Source organism: Exiguobacterium sp. s129, from assembly GCF_018617585.1.
GTDB classification, from domain to species: Bacteria; Bacillota; Bacilli; order Exiguobacteriales; family Exiguobacteriaceae; genus Exiguobacterium; species Exiguobacterium aestuarii_A.
In genome coordinates, this window is record NZ_JACSKL010000003.1 from 188,680 (window position 1) to 207,278 (window position 18,599).

The 18,599-nt window shown below is 50.0% G+C and carries 19 protein-coding genes and 1 riboswitch; of the genes, 2 read left to right on the top strand and 17 right to left on the bottom strand.

The window, feature by feature from the left end; all coding sequences use genetic code 11:
* Positions 1-95: 95 nt before the first annotated feature.
* Positions 96-1,121, bottom strand: coding sequence for a signal recognition particle-docking protein FtsY (gene ftsY, locus KNO92_RS05540; protein WP_074034782.1), 1,026 nt, complete (start codon positions 1,119-1,121; stop codon positions 96-98).
* Positions 1,118-4,675 (bottom strand): chromosome segregation protein SMC, encoded by a 3,558-nt coding sequence (smc, locus tag KNO92_RS05545; protein ID WP_214760379.1) that lies wholly within the window; start codon positions 4,673-4,675, stop codon positions 1,118-1,120. Before smc ends, ftsY begins: the two co-directional genes overlap by 4 nt.
* A 114-nt stretch (positions 4,676-4,789) precedes the next feature.
* Between smc and KNO92_RS05550 the strand changes: the two genes are divergently transcribed.
* Positions 4,790-4,984: a DUF1128 family protein gene (locus KNO92_RS05550; protein WP_015881361.1), complete on the top strand. Its 195-nt coding sequence runs from the start codon at positions 4,790-4,792 to the stop codon at positions 4,982-4,984.
* A 42-nt stretch (positions 4,985-5,026) separates the two neighbouring features.
* Here the strand turns inward: KNO92_RS05550 and rnc are convergent, their stop codons facing one another.
* The 11 genes from rnc to KNO92_RS05605 form a co-directional block, all read right to left on the bottom strand.
* Complete coding sequence (rnc, locus tag KNO92_RS05555; RefSeq protein ID WP_214693956.1) at positions 5,027-5,743, bottom strand: ribonuclease III; 717 nt, start codon at positions 5,741-5,743, stop codon at positions 5,027-5,029.
* 123 nt (positions 5,744-5,866) lie between these two features.
* Positions 5,867-6,106, bottom strand: a complete 240-nt coding sequence (acpP, locus tag KNO92_RS05560; protein ID WP_074034794.1) for an acyl carrier protein — start codon at positions 6,104-6,106, stop codon at positions 5,867-5,869.
* 58 nt (positions 6,107-6,164) lie between these two features.
* On the bottom strand, positions 6,165-6,905 hold the full coding sequence (gene fabG / locus KNO92_RS05565) for a 3-oxoacyl-[acyl-carrier-protein] reductase (RefSeq protein ID WP_214760381.1): 741 nt from the start codon (positions 6,903-6,905) through the stop codon (positions 6,165-6,167).
* On the bottom strand, positions 6,898-7,818 hold the full coding sequence (fabD, locus tag KNO92_RS05570) for an ACP S-malonyltransferase (RefSeq protein WP_214745501.1): 921 nt from the start codon (positions 7,816-7,818) through the stop codon (positions 6,898-6,900). Before fabD ends, fabG begins: the two co-directional genes overlap by 8 nt.
* An 18-nt stretch (positions 7,819-7,836) precedes the next feature.
* The gene (gene plsX, locus KNO92_RS05575) at positions 7,837-8,826 is read right to left on the bottom strand and encodes a phosphate acyltransferase PlsX (RefSeq protein WP_214760383.1); all 990 of its coding nucleotides are present in this window, start codon (positions 8,824-8,826) and stop codon (positions 7,837-7,839) included.
* Positions 8,823-9,392, bottom strand: coding sequence for a transcription factor FapR (fapR, locus tag KNO92_RS05580; protein ID WP_074034802.1), 570 nt, complete (start codon positions 9,390-9,392; stop codon positions 8,823-8,825). Before fapR ends, plsX begins: the two co-directional genes overlap by 4 nt.
* 85 nt (positions 9,393-9,477) lie before the next feature.
* Complete coding sequence (gene recG / locus KNO92_RS05585; protein WP_214760385.1) at positions 9,478-11,508, bottom strand: ATP-dependent DNA helicase RecG; 2,031 nt, start codon at positions 11,506-11,508, stop codon at positions 9,478-9,480.
* Complete coding sequence (gene sdaAA / locus KNO92_RS05590; protein WP_214760387.1) at positions 11,495-12,382, bottom strand: L-serine ammonia-lyase, iron-sulfur-dependent, subunit alpha; 888 nt, start codon at positions 12,380-12,382, stop codon at positions 11,495-11,497. The genes recG and sdaAA overlap by 14 nt, the downstream gene beginning before the upstream one ends.
* A 12-nt stretch (positions 12,383-12,394) precedes the next feature.
* Positions 12,395-13,057: an L-serine ammonia-lyase, iron-sulfur-dependent subunit beta gene (gene sdaAB / locus KNO92_RS05595; RefSeq protein WP_074034808.1), complete on the bottom strand. Its 663-nt coding sequence runs from the start codon at positions 13,055-13,057 to the stop codon at positions 12,395-12,397.
* Positions 13,058-13,120: 63 nt separating this feature from the next.
* Positions 13,121-14,800 carry a DAK2 domain-containing protein gene (locus tag KNO92_RS05600; protein WP_214760389.1) on the bottom strand — a complete coding sequence of 560 codons (1,680 nt, stop codon included), beginning with the start codon at positions 14,798-14,800 and terminating at the stop codon, positions 13,121-13,123.
* 22 nt (positions 14,801-14,822) lie between these two features.
* Positions 14,823-15,185: an Asp23/Gls24 family envelope stress response protein gene (locus tag KNO92_RS05605; RefSeq protein ID WP_015881350.1), complete on the bottom strand. Its 363-nt coding sequence runs from the start codon at positions 15,183-15,185 to the stop codon at positions 14,823-14,825.
* A 252-nt stretch (positions 15,186-15,437) separates the two neighbouring features.
* Here KNO92_RS05605 and rpmB point away from each other — a divergent pair, with 252 nt between their 5' ends.
* On the top strand, positions 15,438-15,626 hold the full coding sequence (gene rpmB / locus KNO92_RS05610) for a 50S ribosomal protein L28 (protein ID WP_015881349.1): 189 nt from the start codon (positions 15,438-15,440) through the stop codon (positions 15,624-15,626).
* A gap of 58 nt (positions 15,627-15,684) precedes the next feature.
* On the opposite strand, the gene KNO92_RS05615 is transcribed toward rpmB, so the two are convergent.
* The 4 genes from KNO92_RS05615 to rsgA form a co-directional block, all read right to left on the bottom strand.
* Complete coding sequence (locus KNO92_RS05615; protein WP_214691792.1) at positions 15,685-16,272, bottom strand: thiamine diphosphokinase; 588 nt, start codon at positions 16,270-16,272, stop codon at positions 15,685-15,687.
* The gene (gene thiT / locus KNO92_RS05620; RefSeq protein ID WP_074034820.1) at positions 16,269-16,844 is read right to left on the bottom strand and encodes an energy-coupled thiamine transporter ThiT; all 576 of its coding nucleotides are present in this window, start codon (positions 16,842-16,844) and stop codon (positions 16,269-16,271) included. The genes KNO92_RS05615 and thiT overlap by 4 nt, the downstream gene beginning before the upstream one ends.
* Before the next feature lie 73 nt (positions 16,845-16,917).
* Positions 16,918-17,018, bottom strand: a riboswitch (TPP riboswitch).
* 20 nt (positions 17,019-17,038) lie between these two features.
* Entirely contained in the window at positions 17,039-17,695 is a 657-nt protein-coding gene (gene rpe / locus KNO92_RS05625; RefSeq protein ID WP_214760392.1) for a ribulose-phosphate 3-epimerase, read from the bottom strand.
* Between the two features lie 3 nt (positions 17,696-17,698).
* Positions 17,699-18,586, bottom strand: coding sequence for a ribosome small subunit-dependent GTPase A (rsgA, locus tag KNO92_RS05630; protein ID WP_214693954.1), 888 nt, complete (start codon positions 18,584-18,586; stop codon positions 17,699-17,701).
* Positions 18,587-18,599 lie beyond the last annotated feature (13 nt).

The window sequence follows — 18,599 nt, forward strand, 5'->3', positions numbered from 1 at the left end:
CCTTTCACCTCCACATGTTAAGTGAAATCCCTTTACAACTACCAATAGTACAGCCGTGCCTAGTACTTGTCAAGTTTTTTTCTTAACAGTAAAACTTAGGCGAGGTCTTTGTTTGTGTCCTCATTTTCAGTTGAATCCTCTTCTGATTTGTCCTCGAAAACGTCTCCGAACAACCCCAGGACGAACTGCTCTGGGTCAAACTCTTGCAAATCGTCCATCTTCTCCCCGAGACCGACATATTTGACCGGAATATCGAGTTCATTTCGAATCGCGAGAACAATCCCACCTTTTGCTGTACCGTCGAGTTTCGTCAAGACGATTCCGCTCACGTTCGTCGCTTCTTTGAACGCTTTTGCTTGAATCATAGCGTTTTGTCCCGTCGTTGCATCTAATGCAAGTAAGACCTCATGTGGTCCGTTCGGGACTTCTCGTTCGATGACCCGTTTCACTTTTTCAAGTTCTTTCATTAAGTTCACTTTATTTTGAAGGCGTCCCGCCGTGTCACAGATGAGCACGTCCATGTTACGTGACTTCGCAGATTGAACTGCATCGTATACGACGGCAGCCGGGTCAGACCCTTCCGTTTGACGAATGACCGGTACTCCGACGCGTTCGCCCCATACTTGAAGTTGCTCGATCGCTCCTGCACGGAACGTATCTCCTGCCGCGAGCATGACGTTACGACCTTCCGACTTCAATTGATGCGCCAATTTTCCGATTGTCGTCGTCTTCCCGACCCCGTTCACACCGACAAACAAGATGACCGTGAGCCCGTCTTGCATGTTCAGTTCACGGTCAGATTCGTCTTCCTGAAGGCGTTTCGCCACCACTTCAACGAGAGCATCCCGAACAGCGACCGGGTCCTTCAAGTTGCGTCGTTTGACTTCTTCTTTCAAGTCTTCGACAAGGTCCATCGTCGTCGTGACGCCGACATCCGCTTGGATGAGCAAATCTTCGAGTTCATCGAAGAAGTCCTCATCCACCTCGCGAAAACGGTAAACGAGGTCGTTGACGGCACTCGCAAATCCGTCACGCGTCTTCGTCAATCCGTCCGTAAACTTTTGTGACACCTCTTGGGTAGATGTCGTTAATTTCTCTTTTAATTTCTTGAAAAAACTCAACGTGATTCCTCCATCTCTTCATCCATTTCTACGACACGTTTTGCTTCAGACAGTTCGACCGATAACACTTCGGACACTCCGTTCTGTTGCATCGTGACGCCATAAAGCGTATCTGCCGCTTCCATTGTACCTTTTCGGTGCGTGATGATGACAAATTGCGTGTCGATTGAGAGCGTGCGAATGTATTCCCCGAACCGATGTACGTTCGCCTCATCAAGCGCCGCTTCGACTTCATCGAGGACACAGAATGGTACCGGACGCGTTTTCAAAATCGCAAACAGTAAGGCGATTGCCGTAAGTGCCCGCTCTCCTCCAGACAACAGACTGAGCGTCTGTAGCTTTTTGCCAGGCGGTTTGGCGACGATCTCAATCCCTGTATTCAACAAGTCAGACTCATCGACCAATTTCAAATCGGCCTCTCCCCCACCGAACAACTCGGTGAACGTCTGTTTGAAGTGTGCCCGAACGTTCGTATATGTCTCTTTGAAAAGACGTGTCACTTCACGGTCCATCTCGGCGATGATCTCATACAAATCTTCTTTCGCACTGACCAAGTCATCCCGCTGTTCAGACAAGAACGTAAAGCGCTCATGAACGCTATCGAACTCCTCGATCGCATTCAAGTTAACCGGTCCGATCTCTTCAATTTGACGAACGAGCAATTTGAACTCTTCTTTCGCCTCATCAAGAGGAATCTCAAGCGCCGGTAAGAGTTCTGCAACGAGCCCGTGTTCCTCTAACGCATCGAGCTTCCACTGTCGTTTTAATTCGAACTCTTGTTTCGCCGTCTCTAGTTTTCGAACGACTGCTTCCGCTTGACGCCGCGCTTCCGTCGCTTGATCGACACGTTGACGCATGATGCGGTACGCCTCTTCATTTGACTTGAGCGTTGCCGTCATGTTTTGAAGTCGCTCTTGAATGTTGGTGAATTCAAGCTTGGCCGTAGCGAGCGTCTCTTCTAACTCGGCAGATGAGACGACTTCCCCACTGTCAAGTCGCGTAAGTTCACGATTCATCTGATCGGTCCGGTCCTGTAGACGTTTCCGTTCAGTCGTCAAGCGCTCCACTTCATAGCGAACCCGTTCTTCTTCGAGCGTATGGCGTTGTAGGTCGAGCTCGTTTTGACGAAGCATCGCTTCAAGTTGCCCCGTACTTTCGGCACTTTTTGCCTGTTCGGCACGAAGCGACTCTAGACGAACACGAATGTCCGCTTGCACTTTATCCGTATCTGCCAACGTTTTCGTCAAACGTTCGAGTTCGGCTGTCGACGTCTCAATCGTTTTCTCGTAACGCAGCATCTCATGATCGAACAGTTCAAGTTGTGACTTGGCATCGAGCGAGGCGCGTTCGGCGGTACGGTAAGTAGCCTCGACCTCTCGAAGCGATCCTTCGACGGTACGTTTCTCGTCTCGTAGCGTTGATAATGCTTCAGTGATTGTCTTCAACGCTTCCGTGTATTCTTGAAGACGTTGTTTTTGCTCATGAAGCATCGCAAGCCCTTGCGTCAATCCTTGTTTCAAGTCGTCTAACTCACGCGATTGTGTGAACAAGGCCACCCCTTGCTTACGACTCCCACCGGTCATCGAACCACCGACGTTCACGATGTCTCCTTCGAGCGTGACGACGCGGAAACGGTATCCGGTCATTTGCGCAATCCGGTTCGCGACTTCTAACGTCTCGGCGACGAGCACCGAACCGAGAAGTGATTTTTTCAACGTTTCGAACGACTCGTCCGTCTCGACTAAATCAGATGCCACCCCGACAAATCCAGTCATCGATTCGAGGCGATGTAACACCTCAGTCGGTACAAATCTTGGTTTGATCGTCGTCATCGGTAAGAACGTCGCGCGACCTGCGTTCGCTTTGCGCAATCGATCGATTTCATGACGTCCGACTGTCTCGTCTTTGACGACGACATGTTGTTGCGTCTGTCCGAGAGCCGTTTCGATGGCGGCTTCATACGAAGGACGAACACGAATCAGTTCAGCGACGGCACCAAGCACACCTGATGAACGGTCTTTCAATACAAACTTAACCGCATGGAAATATCCTTCATACGATTGCTTCATCCGTTCGAGCATCTCAATCCGATCTTCCGTCTTTTGACGACGACGTTCGAGGTCATAGTAAGACGTTTCTGCCCGTGTCAACTTTTCACGGATCGCCGTCTCTTGGTCGCGAAGTTCCGTTTCTTTTTTACTCAGTAGTTCGAAACGGCCTTGCACTTCTTCATATTGTTCCCGTGCCGCTTCGAGTGTTGCTTCTTGTGAAGACCGATCATCAAGACGATGTTTGTTCTCACGAAGGAGACGTTCTTTCGACTCGATGGCGACATCGATATCCCGTTGCTCCCGCTTTTGTTGGTTACTGATTGTCGCTCGCGTTGTCGCGAGTTCGAATGCCTCACTTTGTAACGCTTCGATCTCGGCATTGAAATCACGCGAGGCGGCTGTCAATTGTTGTTGAAGCGCATCTCTCGCCTCGGTCGTTTGTCGCAACGTATCTACTTTTTTAGACAATTCGTCACGAACGACCGCCAGTCGAGTCTCGAGTTCTTCCATCTCGGCGCTCACTTCTTCACGTTGACGGACGAGACGCTCTTTCATTTCGGCTCCATGCTCTTCTTGTGCTTTCGCGAGCTTGATGTCACCCGTCAAGCGTTCGACATACGTCGACTGTTCGCGCTCTTTTTGGTTCATCTCGGATAACTCTTCACGAAGGGTCGATAGCGTAGCCTCAAGTTGAGTACGTTCCTCCGTGAGGTGTTGTACCGAACGATCACAATCCGATAACTGCTTGATCGATTCTGTATGACGTACCGTCACTTGTTCAATTTCTTGTTGGAGCAACTGAATTTCGGCACCCATGATTCCCGTTTCGAGCTCGTCATGACGGGCTTTTGCCACTGTATATTCCCGAGCGAGCGCCGCCTGCTCACGAAGTGGTTCCACCCGGTCAGCCAATTCAAATAAAATGTCGTCGACACGTGACAAGTTCAATTCGGTGTCTTGCAATTTACGCTCAGCCTGTTTTTTACGCTGGCGATACTTAAGGACACCCGCCGCCTCTTCGATGACGGCACGGCGGTCTTCCGGCTTCCCGGAAATGACTTGCTCGACTCGACCTTGCCCGATGATCGCGAACGCATCACGGGAAAGACCTGTGTCTAAAAAGAGGTCAATGACGTCTTTAAGACGACATGGTTTTTTATTCATAAAATAGTCGCTGTCCCCACTTCGGGTCACGCGACGGGTCACACTCACTTCTTCATAAGGGAGACGTAACTGTTCGTCGCGATTATCGAGGACGAGCGTGACCTCCGCGACGTTTCGGTGATTCTCACCTTCACTTCCGGCGAAGATGACGTCTTCCATCTTGGCACCGCGAAGTGATTTGGCCGACTGTTCTCCAAGTACCCAGCGAACAGCGTCCGATATATTGGATTTTCCGCTTCCGTTCGGCCCTACTACAGCCGTGACGCCGGGACGGAAATCTAATTCAATTCGCTTGGCAAATGATTTAAAGCCGGCGAGTTCGATTCGTTTTAAGTGCATCGTGACCATCCTATCCGCAGTAAGCATTCATCTGTATATTTTACCACAGTTAACAGTTCGTCAAAATGACAGAATCATGCTATTCTTAAAAGAACTGTAGAAAGGGGAATACAGATGACGAATGAACAGATGATTGAAGCGATTTTGGACAAAATGAACATTATTAACCGCGGTGCGATCAAGGCGGAAGAATATAATGCGGCTGACCCATCAGCGGTGAAAGAGATTTACGAGTACGTAATGACACGTTCTTCCCTCTCTTTATCGGAAGTCGACGGGATTGTCGAAGAACTCGGCCAATTGACATGAAAAAGGAGTGGAACCATTGCGAATGGTCCACTCCTTTTTTGTTTATAGATCTGCGTAACGTCGATTGAACGCGATGAGCGCTTCTTTGGCCGCCAACTGCTCGGCTTCTTTTTTAGAGCGCCCGACTCCTTCTCCGACAATGTCGTCACTGAGCCGTGCATGGGCAACGAATTCACGGCTATGCGCCGGTCCTCGCTCCTCGATGATTTCATACGTGACCGGACCTAAGCCTTCCCGTTGCACACTTTCCTGCAACTGGCTCTTGAAATCGGTCTGTTCTTCAAATACACCCGCTAAGACTTTCGGAAAAACCGCTTCGGCGAGGAATCGTTCGACTGCCTCAATCCCTTGGTCTAAATAAAGAGCACCGATATAGGATTCGAATACATCGGCAAGTAGTGCCGGACGTTTTCGTCCACCGGTCAACTCTTCACCTTTTCCAAGTAAGATGAAGTCAGAGAAAGCATAGGCCTCCGCAAAATTCACGAGTGACGGCTCACAAACGATCGCCGCCCGTAATTTCGTTAATTCCCCCTCGGAGCGCTCCGGATAAGTCTCATATAGGAAGCGGGATACGGTCAATTCTAGCACGGCATCCCCTAAAAATTCTAAGCGTTCATTGTCTTTTCGTAATCCACGTTGTTCATTCACGTATGAAGAGTGTGTGAACGCCTGCATGAGCAAGTCGTGATTCGAAAACTGAACGTCTAAACGCTCTTCTAATGACTTGAATAATTCTAAGATGCGTGCTCGTTCCATTTCCTGACGCCGGCGCCGTTGCGCCGACCCTTGACGGTCAAACCGTCGTTTGTCTTTTGTCATAGTTCCCTCCATGAATAAGCACAAGCCCACCGCTCGGAACCGAGCGGTGGGATGGCTTGATTACACTTTTGTTTCGATATACGCTACTACGTCGCCAACAGTCGCAAGCTTCTCAGCGTCTTCGTCTTCAATCGTGATGTCGAATTTGTCTTCGAGGTCCATCACCATTTCCATTACTTCAAGCGAGTCAGCGCCAAGGTCGTCCTTGAACGATTTCTCTGCAGTGATCTCAGAAATGTCTTTCCCGAGCTTCTCTGCTACTGCTTCTTGTACGTCTACTAAAATTTGTTCTTTTGTCATGATAAAATCCCTCCAAAGGTAAGTATATTAAATGTCTGTCTATTGGTAAAGTTCTCTTTTACGCCATCGTCATGCCGCCATCGACGGCAATCGTCTGACCGGTCACGTAAGCGGCTTGTTCAGATGCTAAGAATGAGACGAGATTCGCCACATCTTCGACTTGCCCGAAACGATTGAACGGAATTTGCTCGAGTGTAGCGTTCCGCTGTTCATCTGTCAAGGCATCAGTCATATCGGTTTGGATGAAACCTGGGCAAACGGCATTGACCGTCACATGACGACTTGCGAGTTCGCGTGCCACTGATTTCGTCAATCCGATCAGCCCTGCTTTCGCAGCCGCATAGTTGGCTTGTCCAGCATTCCCCGTAATCCCGACGACCGAGGCGATATTGATGATTCGCCCCGATTTTGATTTGAGCAACGAACGTGTGACCGCTTGCGATGTGAGGAACGCGCCCTTCAAGTTCGTCGATAAGACGTCATTGAAGTCCGTTTCTTTCATGCGCATAAGTAACCCGTCACGTGTGATGCCCGCGTTGTTCACAAGACAATCGACGCGTCCATACGTATCGACCGTCGTCTTGACGAGCGCTTTAACGTCGTCAGCGTTTGAGACGTCCGCCTTCACGGCCGTAGCTTCGCCACCTGCTTCGACGATGGCCGCCACGACAGCGTTTGCTTTTTCTTCACTACCCGAGTAATTCACGACGACACGGAAGCCGTCTTCCCCTAAACGTTTCGCGATGGCCGCACCGATTCCACGGGACGCGCCAGTCACGATCGCTACTTGATCATGCACGAACTTCTCCTCCTAACGAGGCGACTTCTTCCAACGTGGTCGCCTTTTGAATCGATACATTCGAATCGATTCGTTTAATCAACCCTGAAAGTGGTGACGATGGACCGAATTCGATGAACGTGTCCACCCCGTCTGCAATCGCTTTTCGAACACATTCTTCAAAACGAACCGACGAATACAGTTGTTTCGTCAACAACGCTTTCAGATGTTCCGGATCACGATGCACAGCCGCATCCACATTCGAGATGAAATCGACAGACGCTTCTTGGAACGGTGATGAGGCGAGGACATCTTGGAAACGTGTCGCCACCGGCATCATATATGAACTGTGGAACGCACCGGAGACGTTTAACGGCAATACACGTTTCGCGCCGGCTGCCTTCAATTCTACACTCGCCTGTTCGACCGCATCGATCTGCCCGGAAATGACAAACTGGCCAGGGCAGTTCAAGTTAGCGATTTGAACCAAGTCCCCACTCGCGCTAATTTTTTCAGTGATATGAAGCGCTTCTTGAAGATCGGTCATTCCGACGACTGCCGCCATCGTTCCATCTTTCACAGAAGACATCAAATTACCACGTTCTCGAACGAGCACGGTCGCCTCTTCTAAATCGATGACCCCCGCTGAGACGAGCGCCGCATATTCCCCTACGCTATGTCCGATGACGACATCTGGTGTCGCACCGTTTGCCGCATAGGCTTGTGCAAGCAACGAGGCATGTGCCACGATGGCTGGTTGTGCGACTTCTGTTTCTTGTAGGTCTTCTTTCGACCCGGCAGACATGACTTCAAGAAGGTCAAATCCGAGTCGACGCCCGATTGCCTGAAGGGCTTCAGGTTGGTCTAAAAAGGTCTGCCCCATTCCGACGGCTTGAGAGCCTTGTCCTGGGAACACCCATGCTACTTTCCCCATGTCCTCACCTGCTTTCGCTTAGTCTATCGCTTTGGCACGCTTGATTTTATCGACGACATCGTGGTCTACCATGATTTTCGCTTGTTTCAACGCACTCGCAATCGCAAGTGCGTCGCTCGATCCGTGTGCCTTGATGACAGGCGCATTGATCCCGAATAATCCGGCTCCCCCATGTTCACGATAATCAAGCGTTTCTTTCAATCGACTTAATTTCGGTTTTAAGATGAGAGCGGCAAGTTTTGATACAAGGTTGCTCGTGAATTGTTCTTTCATCATCTTCATGAGCATCGCTGAGGACCCTTCTACACCTTTTAACAAGATGTTTCCGGCAAATCCTTCCGTCACGATGACGTCCACGTCCCCCGACATCGCTTCACGCGCTTCGACATTCCCCACAAAGTGGACAGGGGCCTGTTCAAGGAGGGGGAACGCTTCTTTCGTGAGCGCATTTCCTTTTCCGGCTTCCGTCCCGATATTGAGAAGGGCGACACGCGGTGAATTGATGCCACGGACATGTTCTGCATACAGTGAACCCATGATCGCATAATCCACAAGATGTTCCGCTTTCGCATCCGGATTCGCTCCGACATCCAGCACGACGACACCACTACCTGTATATGTAGGGAACGTCGGAGATAATGCCGGACGCTCGATTCCTGGGATTCGTCCGATAACGAAGAGAGAAGCTGCCATCAAGGCGCCGGTGTTCCCGGCAGACACGAGAGCATCCGCTTTCCCCTCTTTGACAAGGTTTGCCGCTACGACGAGCGAGCTGTCCTTTTTGCGGCGGACCGCACGAACAGGCTCATCCTCACCTGTAATGATTTCACTTGCTGGAACGACCGTCACACGAGGATCGTCAAGTCCATAAGAGGCAATTTTTACCTCGTCACCGACTAGAAAGAGTTCCATCGGTTCATTCGGATATTGTTCGACGAACCGTTTCACACCTTCTACGATTGCTTTCGGTGCGTGATCGCCACCCATTGCATCAATTGCTAATTTCATGCTTGTTCCTCCTCACCACGTCGGTAAATCGTGAAGTCGCCTTCAAAAACGCGCTCCTCACCGACATAACTTTCGACCGTGACGTCTGTTCTCCCGTCCCCTCTTAGCTTCATCACACGAGCCTTGGCAACGACTCGCTCTCCAAGATGAACCTGGCGACTAAACCGGATTTCCGCTTTAGTGGTCAACGCCAATTCATCATTGATGAGCGCCACCGCTAACGAGTTGGCTTGCGCGAAAAGGACGTGCCCACGTGCAATCTCATTGCGGCTAAAGACGTGTTCTTTTTCTATATCGAGGACAGAAATCGCAGAGTCATCGAGTTTCAAGTCAATCATATCACCGATGACCTCGCTCATTGAAAGCGATTTGACTTCATCGAGGTGCTCGGAAGCCACATGTTTGATTCGTTCCCTCACTTCTGGAATTTTTAATTCCATCCGGTCGAGTCGAATCGTCTGGATGCTGACGGAAAACTGTTTTGATAGTTCTTCGTCTTTGATGAACGGGTTGCGCTCAATCGTTTCTTGTAACAAGCGTTGCCGCTCTTTCTTAGGTACCCGCATTCAGTTCCCTCCTAAACTAATCGCTAAAGAACTTAATACCTGGTACTAATAGCAGTATATATTCTTTAGTCGTCATTTTCAAGTATTATTCTAACCTTTCCCCAACGAGAAGGTCGAGTTGTTTCAAATAGCCACGTAATCCTTCATATTGGGCGTCATGCCAAAAGGCGTCGCTCCCGAGAAGTTTCACGGCATCTTGCATGGCCACTTCCATCACTTTCAAATCGAGAACGGGATCTGCGACCCGGAAGCTCGGAAGACCGCTTTGGGCGGTACCAAAGAAATCACCGGCACCACGTAACTCTAAATCTTTCTCTGCCAATACGAATCCATCGTTCGTCTCTGTCATCGTTTTCAGTCGTACTTTCCCGACATCTGACTTCGGGTCCCCGACGAGGATACAGAACGATTGATGGGCACCACGACCGACGCGGCCACGTAGCTGGTGCAATTGCGCGAGACCGAAACGCTCGGCGTCATGGATGATGATGAGTGAAGCGTTCGGAACGTTCACCCCGACTTCGACGACCGTCGTCGATACGAGAATTTGCGTCGCGTTGTCAGCAAATGACTTCATCACGTCGTCTTTTTCTGCGCTCGACAGCTTTCCGTGCATCAGCCCCACAGAATAGTTCGGAAACCGTTCTTTCAACAGTTCATACAAAGCCGTCGCACTTTCGACCTCGAGCGTATCCGACTCCTCGATGAGTGGTGCGATCACATATGCTTGACGGCCGAGAGACAATTCACGGTCGACCATCGAATGGACACGGTCGATTTGGTCTTGCTTCGCCCAATATGTTTCAATCGGTTTTCGGCCTTTCGGCATCTCATCGATTGTCGAGACGTCCATCTCTCCGAAAGCGCTGATGGCAAGTGTCCTCGGAATCGGGGTCGCGGTCATATATAAGACGTCCGCAAATTCCGCTTTATCGCGAAGTTTCTTTCGTTGTTCGACACCGAATCGATGTTGTTCATCCGTGATCGCCAAATGTAAGTTCGAAAACTCGACGGGTCCTTGAATGAGCGCATGTGTCCCCACGATGATGTCGACGTCTCCTGATTGAATTGCCGTTAGAAGCGCTTCTCGCGCCTTTCCTTTCACCGAGCTCGTCAAGAGGGCGATGGTGATGCCAAACGGTTCAAACAGTTCCTGCAAAGACGTCGCATGTTGTTCTGCTAAAATCTCGGTCGGCACCATCAACGCCCCTTGATACCCAGCCATGACGGTCGCATACAAGGCAATCGCGGCAACGACGGTCTTCCCGCTCCCGACATCCCCTTGTAGCAATCGGTTCATCCGTTCTGGCTTCTCCAAATCGGATACGATTTCACGGATGACCCGTGTCTGGGCTCCCGTCAACGGGAATGCGAGTCGTTTGACGAACTCGTTCAATTGATGCTTATCGAGTTGAAGGGCCCGACCGTTTCCTGACCGCTCCATTTTCCGAAACGCCTGCAATTTCAATTGATACATGAGACATTCTTCATAAACATAACTCCGTCTCGCCTGCTTATACGTTTCCACGCTATCTGGAAAATGCATACCACGTAGCATATCCATCCGGTCCTCAAGTCGATACCTGGCCCGTATGGACGGCGGTACACGCTCCGGAAGCTCGCTCACTTGTTCAAATGCTAACTTGACGATACGACTAAAGTTCTTTTGTGTCAGTCCCGCTCGTAATGAATAGATTGGTTGAAGTCCGCCTGACGGAGCACCAAATTCGAGGTCGGTCGCGCTGATCGTCATCCGATTCATGTCCCATTTCCCTTTGACCGTGACGGTCTCGCCGATTGCTAACTTTTCTTTATAAAATGCGCGGTTAAACATCGTCACTTGGACCGCATAACGTTCTTCTAACAATAATCTGAACTGAAGTCGATTCTTTCCTTTACTATAGTAGCGAACGAGCGGTTCTGCCTGGACCGTCCCACTCCACTTGACCAAGTCACCGTGAACGGCTGTCGTTACGGTCCCACTGTTATAATTCTCATAACGAAACGGGACGTGCTCTAGCACGTCCTCGATTCGAACAAGTCCCATCACTTCTAGTTTTTTGGCCATCTCTGGCCCGACACCTTTCAGAGTCGTCAGTCGTTCATTGTTTTGCATCTTCTTTCGCTCCAAATATATTTCGTTCGAGGCGACGAGCCGTCGGCGTATTCGCCAGTCCGCCTTTCGCCGTCTCTTTCAATGCGGTCGGCATCATTTGACCGACTTCATGCATCGCTGAAATGACTTCGTCACAAGGAATGCGTGATGTGATTCCCGCGAGGGCCATGTCCGCCGCGACAATGGCATTGGCACCACCCATGGCGTTTCGTTTCACACATGGGACTTCAACGAGCCCTGCCACCGGGTCACAGACGAGACCGAGCATGTTCTTAAGGGCGATTGCGAACGCCGTCGCCGACTGATCCGGTGTCCCGCCGGCTGCTTCGACGATGGCGGCTGCAGCCATTCCGGTCGCTGAACCGACCTCTGCCTGACAACCACCTGCCGCTCCCGAGATCGAGGCGTTGTTCGCCACCACGAAACCGAAAGCGCCTGACGTGAACAAGTAGCGAATCATCGCATCGCGGTCCATCTCGAGACGATCTTTCACAGCGAATAACGTTCCAGGTACGACGCCTGCACTCCCCGCAGTCGGTGTCGCACAAATCCGTCCCATCGCCGCATTTACTTCGTTCGTCCCGATGGCTTTTGACACGGCATCTAAAATGAGGTCTCCAGCCAGTGATTTGCCTGATTGGATATACTCTTGCATGAGTACGGCATCGTTCCCCGTCAATCCCGTCACCGATGTGACACCTTGAAGGGCGCGTTCAACCGCTTCTTCCATGACCTCGAGGTTTCGGTCCATCATCCCGACGATGTCCTCCCGGCTCGAGCGTCTGACGTGCATCTCTTGTTCGATCATGACTTCAGAAATCGGGATGCCTCGTTCTGTGGCAATCGTCACTAACTCTTCTACTGATTTAAACATCTCACATTCTCCTTATTCCCCAAAAATAGCTATCCGTTCGATTTGCGGTAACCGTTCCAGTTCTGCGATCACTTCAGCAGGAATCGTTTCATCAATCTCAATCGCCATCAAAGCTTGCATTCCTTTTTCGTGACGACTCACTTCCATATGCCCGATGTTCAATTGATGGTTTGCCAAAACGCCGGTCACTGCAGCGATGGCGCCGAATCGGTCATGATGCAAGACGACGAGCGCAGGTCCTCCACCTGTCAATTTCAACGGGAACCCATTCAGTTCCGTGATCTCAATCGTTCCCCCACCGATTGAAATCCCGACGATTTCAAATGTCCCGAACTCATCTTCGAGTAAGACACGGGCTGTATTCGGATGATCCGTCAACAAGTCACTCGTCTCAAAGATGACCTCGATCCCTTTTTCACGAGCGATGTCTAACGCCTGTGGAATCCGCAAGTCAAACGTATCAAATCCCATGATTCCACCGACAATCGCGACATCCGTACCGTGACCCCGATACGTGTCCGCAAACGATCCGTAAAACGTGATGCGCGCGGTGCGGGGCGTTCGCCCGAATAACTTCCCGGCCATCAGCCCGATGCGTGCGGCACCGGCCGTATGCGAACTCGACGGCCCGACCATGACAGGACCAATAATGTCAAACACACTACGATATTTCACTTCATTTTCCCCCTTTCAAAAATCCCTACCTTCATTATACAGAAGGTAGGGACTTGAAACAGCTTATTCCACACTAAAAATATAAGAGTAAAGCGGTTGTTTGCCGTCGTGTACTTCAATCTCAATCTCATCATTTACAGATTCGATATATGACGTCAACGCTTCCACGTCTGATTCAGATGAGCCTTCACCTGTTAAGATCGTGATGATTTCATCGTCTGCTTCGACGAGTGCATCGACCAACTTTTTAGCCGCTTCGAGGCTTGACGTCGATGAAGAAACAATTTTCTTCTCTGCGATTGCCATATGCTCGTCTTTCTTGATTTCCACACCATCGATGCTCGTGTCACGAACAGCGTAAGTGACTTGACCAGACTTCACAGTCGCGGCAGCCGCTTTCATCGCTTGTTCGTTCATCTCGACATCCGCCTCTGGGTTGAAGGCGATTGCCGCCGCAAGACCTTGTGGGACCGTCTTCGTCGGGATGACAGAGACGCCGCATGGTGCGACAGATGCCGCTTGCTCAGCAGCCATGATGATGTTTGAGTTATTCGGGAAGATAAAGACATGTTCCGCATGTGCAGATTCAATCGCCTTGACGATATCTTCTGTCGATGGGTTCATCGTCTGACCGCCTTCGATGACATGTGCCGCCCCAAGCGAACGGAACAATTCACTCACGCCTTCACCCATTGCCACCGTTACGATCGCAAATGGTGCTTTTGGCTTCTCGGCCTGTTGAACACCGTGCTGATTTACGCCGTGTTCTTCTTCAAGGATTGTCGAGTGCTGTTGGCGCATGTTCTCGATTTTGACTGCAACGAGTTCACCGAAACGCTGACCTTTCGTGATGACCTCACCTGGAGTCTCGACGTGCACGTGAACTTTTAGGAGTTCTTCGTCCGCGACGACAAGGAGAGAATCCCCTAGTTCTGACAATTCGTTACGGAATGCGTCTTCATTGAACGGCGCATCCTTTAACTTCTCGTCTTGGAAACGAACCATGATCTCCGTGCAGTAGCCGAATTCGATGTCTTCTGTTGACATGAACCCTTGTGCCGCATGTGCATGATGTTCTGCCTCGATCAACGCATCCATGACAGGTGCATGTGGTTTCTCGAGTTCTTTTCCTTCAAGGCTTGCAAGGAATCCTTCGTAGATGACGAGAAGACCTTGACCGCCTGAGTCGACGACGCCGACTTCTTTTAATACCGGCAACAAGTCCGGTGTACGGTCTAACGATGCTTTCGCTTCTGCGATGACACGTTTCATAAATTCAGTGAAATCACTTGTCGACTCTGACGCAAGGAGCGCTTCGTCGGCCGCTTCACGAGCAACCGTCAAAATCGTTCCTTCAACCGGTTTCATAACCGCCTTGTATGCCGTGTCGACACCGCGCTTGAGCGCCTCTGCAAAATCAACCGTTGTCAGTTCCGCTTTGCCTTCAACCGCTTTACCGAATCCACGGAACAACTGACTTAAAATAACGCCTGAGTTTCCACGTGCTCCCATAAGTAGTCCACGAGCAAACTTCGATGACACCTCTGCGATATCTGATGAGTTCATCGCTGCTACTTCTTTCGCACCCGACGTCATCGTCAAGTTCATGTTCGTTCCCGTATCTCCGTCTGGAACCGGGAAGACGTTAAGCGAATCCACATAATCTGCGTTTTGGCTCAAGTTGGCCGCTCCGTTCGCGATCATGTTTGAGAGCGCCAATCCATCTAAACGTTTTAAACCCACACCAAATCCTCCTCCGTTTTCGTCAGTCATTCGTCAGACGAACGCCTTGAACGAATATATTTACCGACGAAACGTTTAATCCTAAAGTTTCTCCAAGCGTATACTTCACTCGGCTCTGCACGTTGTATGCAACTTCAGATACTTTCGTTCCGTAGCTTACAATGATGTGCATGTCGATATGTACGTCTTCATCTTCTTGACGTACGACGACACCACGCGCGTAATTTTCACGTTTTAACAATTCAGCAATGCCGTCTTTCAATTGTGCTTGTGAAGCCATGCCGACCACACCGAAGCATTCCATCGCCGCACCACCTGCGAGTGTCGCGATGACGTCACTTGTGATGTCAATATTGCCATATGTTGTCTTCATTTCAATTGCCATATGGAGTAGCCTCCTTTATTCGGAATGATTCCTAATGTACATTCTACAATAAGTACCTAGTTATTAAAAGAACCTGCTCCAGAAACTCGGTCAATTAACGCGATAACCTCATTCATTATTCAAATCCTTGAGAGTAATGTCAAGTTTTTTTCTTGTCATGGTACGATTTTCTAGTTGCATCGGGAAAAAAGCCGTGCTAATATAAACGAGTGTCTATTAGGACGAACCCACATAAAAAAGGAGGGGAAACGCATGGCACGTAAATGCTACGTAACAGGTAAATCACCTAAATCAGGTAACAACCGTTCGCACGCACTCAACAAGACAAAACGTACTTGGGGTGTAAACGTACAAAAAGTTCGTATTCTCGTTGACGGTAAACCGAAACGCGTTTGGGTTTCAGCTCGCGCACTTAAATCAGGTCTCGTTGAACGCGTATAATACTTATACACGAACGAATAAATCCCAGCGGCATTCGCCGATGGGATTTTTTTTTTGCTTATTTTTTGATGATCATGACGAGAACCATTCCTTGATGGACCGTCAATCGGGCAGACGCTTCGGTCCATTCATTCGAAATCGTCAACGCCTCCCCACTCTTGACCTCATGATGGTCGAGTGGATATTTGACACCTTCAATCGAGATCGTGGCCGTCTTCCAAGGCATGAAGGAAAGATAGTGCCCGTCTCGCTTCATAATGACCTCGCTACCTGTTCTCACGAGATAAACCGTTTGACCTTCTCCGTGAAGAACCATCTCCGGATACGCTTCAAGTAAGCCGACGTTCGCAAACGTCATATCGATGCGTCCGCCTAAGCCACCATATACATCCATCCGTGTCGCCCCGCGTTCTCTCGCGAACGCTAGTGCAATCTCTAAGTCCGTCACGTCTTTCTCCGAAGGATAGCGTAGCGCCTCCTCAGGCGGTAGTCCTTTAAACGAATCAAAGTCCCCGACCACGACGTCTGGCATGATCTCTTCATCTAATAATCTTTGATATCCACCATCGACACCGATGACAAAATCGGCATCACGCGGTAAGTCCGGAATGGGTTCCGGACTCGCCGCGACGATCAATATATTCATTGACGGAGATCCCGTGTCGCCACACGCGTGAAACGTGGTGCTGTCGTGAAGAGGAGCACTAACACGATGGCTGAGATGACAAAGGATGGTGCCATATACGTAGCATTGTAGCCGAGTGAATAGGCGACGACCGGACCTTCTGCATATTCAGCAAAGAAGACAATTCCCGAGATGACGTGCGCCGCGTATCGTAACATCGAACCAAGGAGCGCCCCGAGTACTAAATATGTGGCAAGCGTCTTCGTCGCCCCGTTGCTCGCAGCTTGCTTCACACGCCCCGCGAACACTCCGGCCATTCCGACGAGACCATAAGCGACCGTATAGTCGAGCAGGAATTGTACAGGCGTGAAAATATAAGCACCGAACAAGAGTTGAAGTGTCCCGACGAGGGCACCTGTCGCGAGACCACCTTTTAGTCCGTGACGGAATGCCATCACAAAGATTGGGAGCATCGCTAAACTGATTGACCCTCCTTGTGGCAAGCGATATGGAATGAGCAAATCAAAAATGAGCCCGAGCGCCGCAAACAATGAAATTTCAATGAGCGCTTGTAATTTGAAACGTGATTTCATCTTTCTTCCTCCTTTATTTGGTTGAACGACAAAAAGCAGCATGACGTAAACGCCATGCTGCTTGGATTCGCAACGTGCATTTTCGCCACATCCCTACGTCCGTGTGAACGGAACAGGTTCAAAGGGTTAGCGTATGCCTCTCAGCCACATGATGTGACACCCCTTGCGACTCTATCTTGTTGTTCTATCGTTGATTATACACGAGATGCGCCACGAATGCTATCGATGGCTGCTTTATAATCTGGTTGATTGTAGATGGCTGATCCCGCAACAAGGACATCAGCGCCTGCATCGATGCAACGTTTTGCCGTTTCTGCGTTGACACCACCATCGATTTCAATCTCAAAATCAAGCTGACGGTCTTGGCGAAGTTGGCTGAGTGCTGAAATTTTCGGTACGACCGATTCGATGAAGGCTTGTCCCCCGAACCCTGGGTTGACGGTCATGAGCAATACCATGTCGACGTCCGCAAGCACGTGCTCAATCGTCGAGAGCGGTGTATGCGGGTTCAAGACAACTCCACATTTTGCGCCAGCCGCTTTGATTTGTTGCAAAACGCGATGCAAATGGTTCGTCGCTTCCACGTGAACGGTCACGATGTCCGCACCCGCTTTCACGAAGTCTTCGACATAGCGTTCCGGTTGATCAATCATCAAATGCACATCGAGGACCATGTCTGATTTTTTACGCAAGCTTGCGAGGACCGGTAGACCAATCGAAATGTTCGGCACGAACTGTCCGTCCATGACGTCAAAATGGATATAGTCCGCTCCCGCTTCTTGGACGGCTTTCACTTCCGCCTCCAAATTGGCAAAGTCGGCCGCTAAAATAGATGGTGCAATTTTAATCATCTGTCAATACCTCCGTTTTCGATCGTTTAACTCCTCCATAAAGGTAACATAATTCTCGTACCTTGTTGAAGCGATTTCACCATTTTCAACGGCTTGTTTGATGGCACATCCCGGTTCATTGAGGTGAGCACATCCGCGGAACTTACAATCGTCATGGCGTTCGACGAAATCAGGGAAGCACCATCTGAGTTCATCTGCCTCAAGTTCCTGAGGAAACTCCAAGCTTGAAAATCCAGGTGTGTCGGCAACAAGACCATCCGCTAATTGAATCAACGTCACGTGACGCGTCGTATGCTTTCCTCGACCGAGTGATTTAGAGATTTCCCCTGTCGCCAACTCGAGCTCTGGCGCGACGGCGTTAAGTAACGAACTTTTTCCGACACCGGTCTGACCGGCGAAGACACTCGTCTTCTCTTTGAAAAGACCGCGCACTTCATCCACTCCGTGAGCATGCTCCGTCGATGTCTCAATCACGTCATACCCGATGGCGCGATAACGTGCAATCGCTTCTTGTATCGGCTCGACTTCATGTTCATCGAGCAAGTCCATTTTCGTCAAGACGATGATCGGATGAATTTGCTTTGACTCGATGAGGACGAGGAAACGATCGAGTAAATGATATGAAAACGCCGGTTCTTTTACTGAAAAGAGGAGGAACGCCTGATCGATATTAGCAATCGGCGGGCGAACGAGGTGGTTTTGACGCTCTTCCACCTCTAAAATATAGCCGGTCCCATCTTCTTGATCTTGAATCACTACATCGTCGCCAACGACCGGTGAGATGTTGCGTTTTCGAAAGTTCCCTCTGGCCCGACAACGAATCTCTTGATTCGTCTCGGTCATCACATCGTAAAACCCGCCTTGAAGGCGAATGATTGTTCCTTTCATTATGACTACCTCCTTT

What these genes read in the sequence shown, in the direction of transcription:
- sdaAA (WP_214760387.1), bottom strand. Translation starts at nt 12,382, where the DNA reads ATGTTTAAATCAGTAGAAGAGTTAGTGACGATTGCCACAGAACGAGGC.
- plsX (WP_214760383.1), bottom strand. Translation starts at nt 8,826, where the DNA reads ATGAAATTAGCAATTGATGCAATGGGTGGCGATCACGCACCGAAAGCA.
- fapR (WP_074034802.1), bottom strand. Translation starts at nt 9,392, where the DNA reads ATGCGGGTACCTAAGAAAGAGCGGCAACGCTTGTTACAAGAAACGATT.
- fabD (WP_214745501.1), bottom strand. Translation starts at nt 7,818, where the DNA reads ATGGGGAAAGTAGCATGGGTGTTCCCAGGACAAGGCTCTCAAGCCGTC.
- KNO92_RS05550 (WP_015881361.1), top strand. Translation starts at nt 4,790, where the DNA reads ATGACGAATGAACAGATGATTGAAGCGATTTTGGACAAAATGAACATT.
- smc (WP_214760379.1), bottom strand. Translation starts at nt 4,675, where the DNA reads ATGCACTTAAAACGAATCGAACTCGCCGGCTTTAAATCATTTGCCAAG.
- rpmB (WP_015881349.1), top strand. Translation starts at nt 15,438, where the DNA reads ATGGCACGTAAATGCTACGTAACAGGTAAATCACCTAAATCAGGTAAC.
- acpP (WP_074034794.1), bottom strand. Translation starts at nt 6,106, where the DNA reads ATGACAAAAGAACAAATTTTAGTAGACGTACAAGAAGCAGTAGCAGAG.
- KNO92_RS05605 (WP_015881350.1), bottom strand. Translation starts at nt 15,185, where the DNA reads ATGGCAATTGAAATGAAGACAACATATGGCAATATTGACATCACAAGT.
- rnc (WP_214693956.1), bottom strand. Translation starts at nt 5,743, where the DNA reads ATGGAACGAGCACGCATCTTAGAATTATTCAAGTCATTAGAAGAGCGT.
- thiT (WP_074034820.1), bottom strand. Translation starts at nt 16,844, where the DNA reads ATGAAATCACGTTTCAAATTACAAGCGCTCATTGAAATTTCATTGTTT.
- KNO92_RS05615 (WP_214691792.1), bottom strand. Translation starts at nt 16,272, where the DNA reads ATGAATATATTGATCGTCGCGGCGAGTCCGGAACCCATTCCGGACTTA.
- rpe (WP_214760392.1), bottom strand. Translation starts at nt 17,695, where the DNA reads ATGATTAAAATTGCACCATCTATTTTAGCGGCCGACTTTGCCAATTTG.
- recG (WP_214760385.1), bottom strand. Translation starts at nt 11,508, where the DNA reads ATGCAAAACAATGAACGACTGACGACTCTGAAAGGTGTCGGGCCAGAG.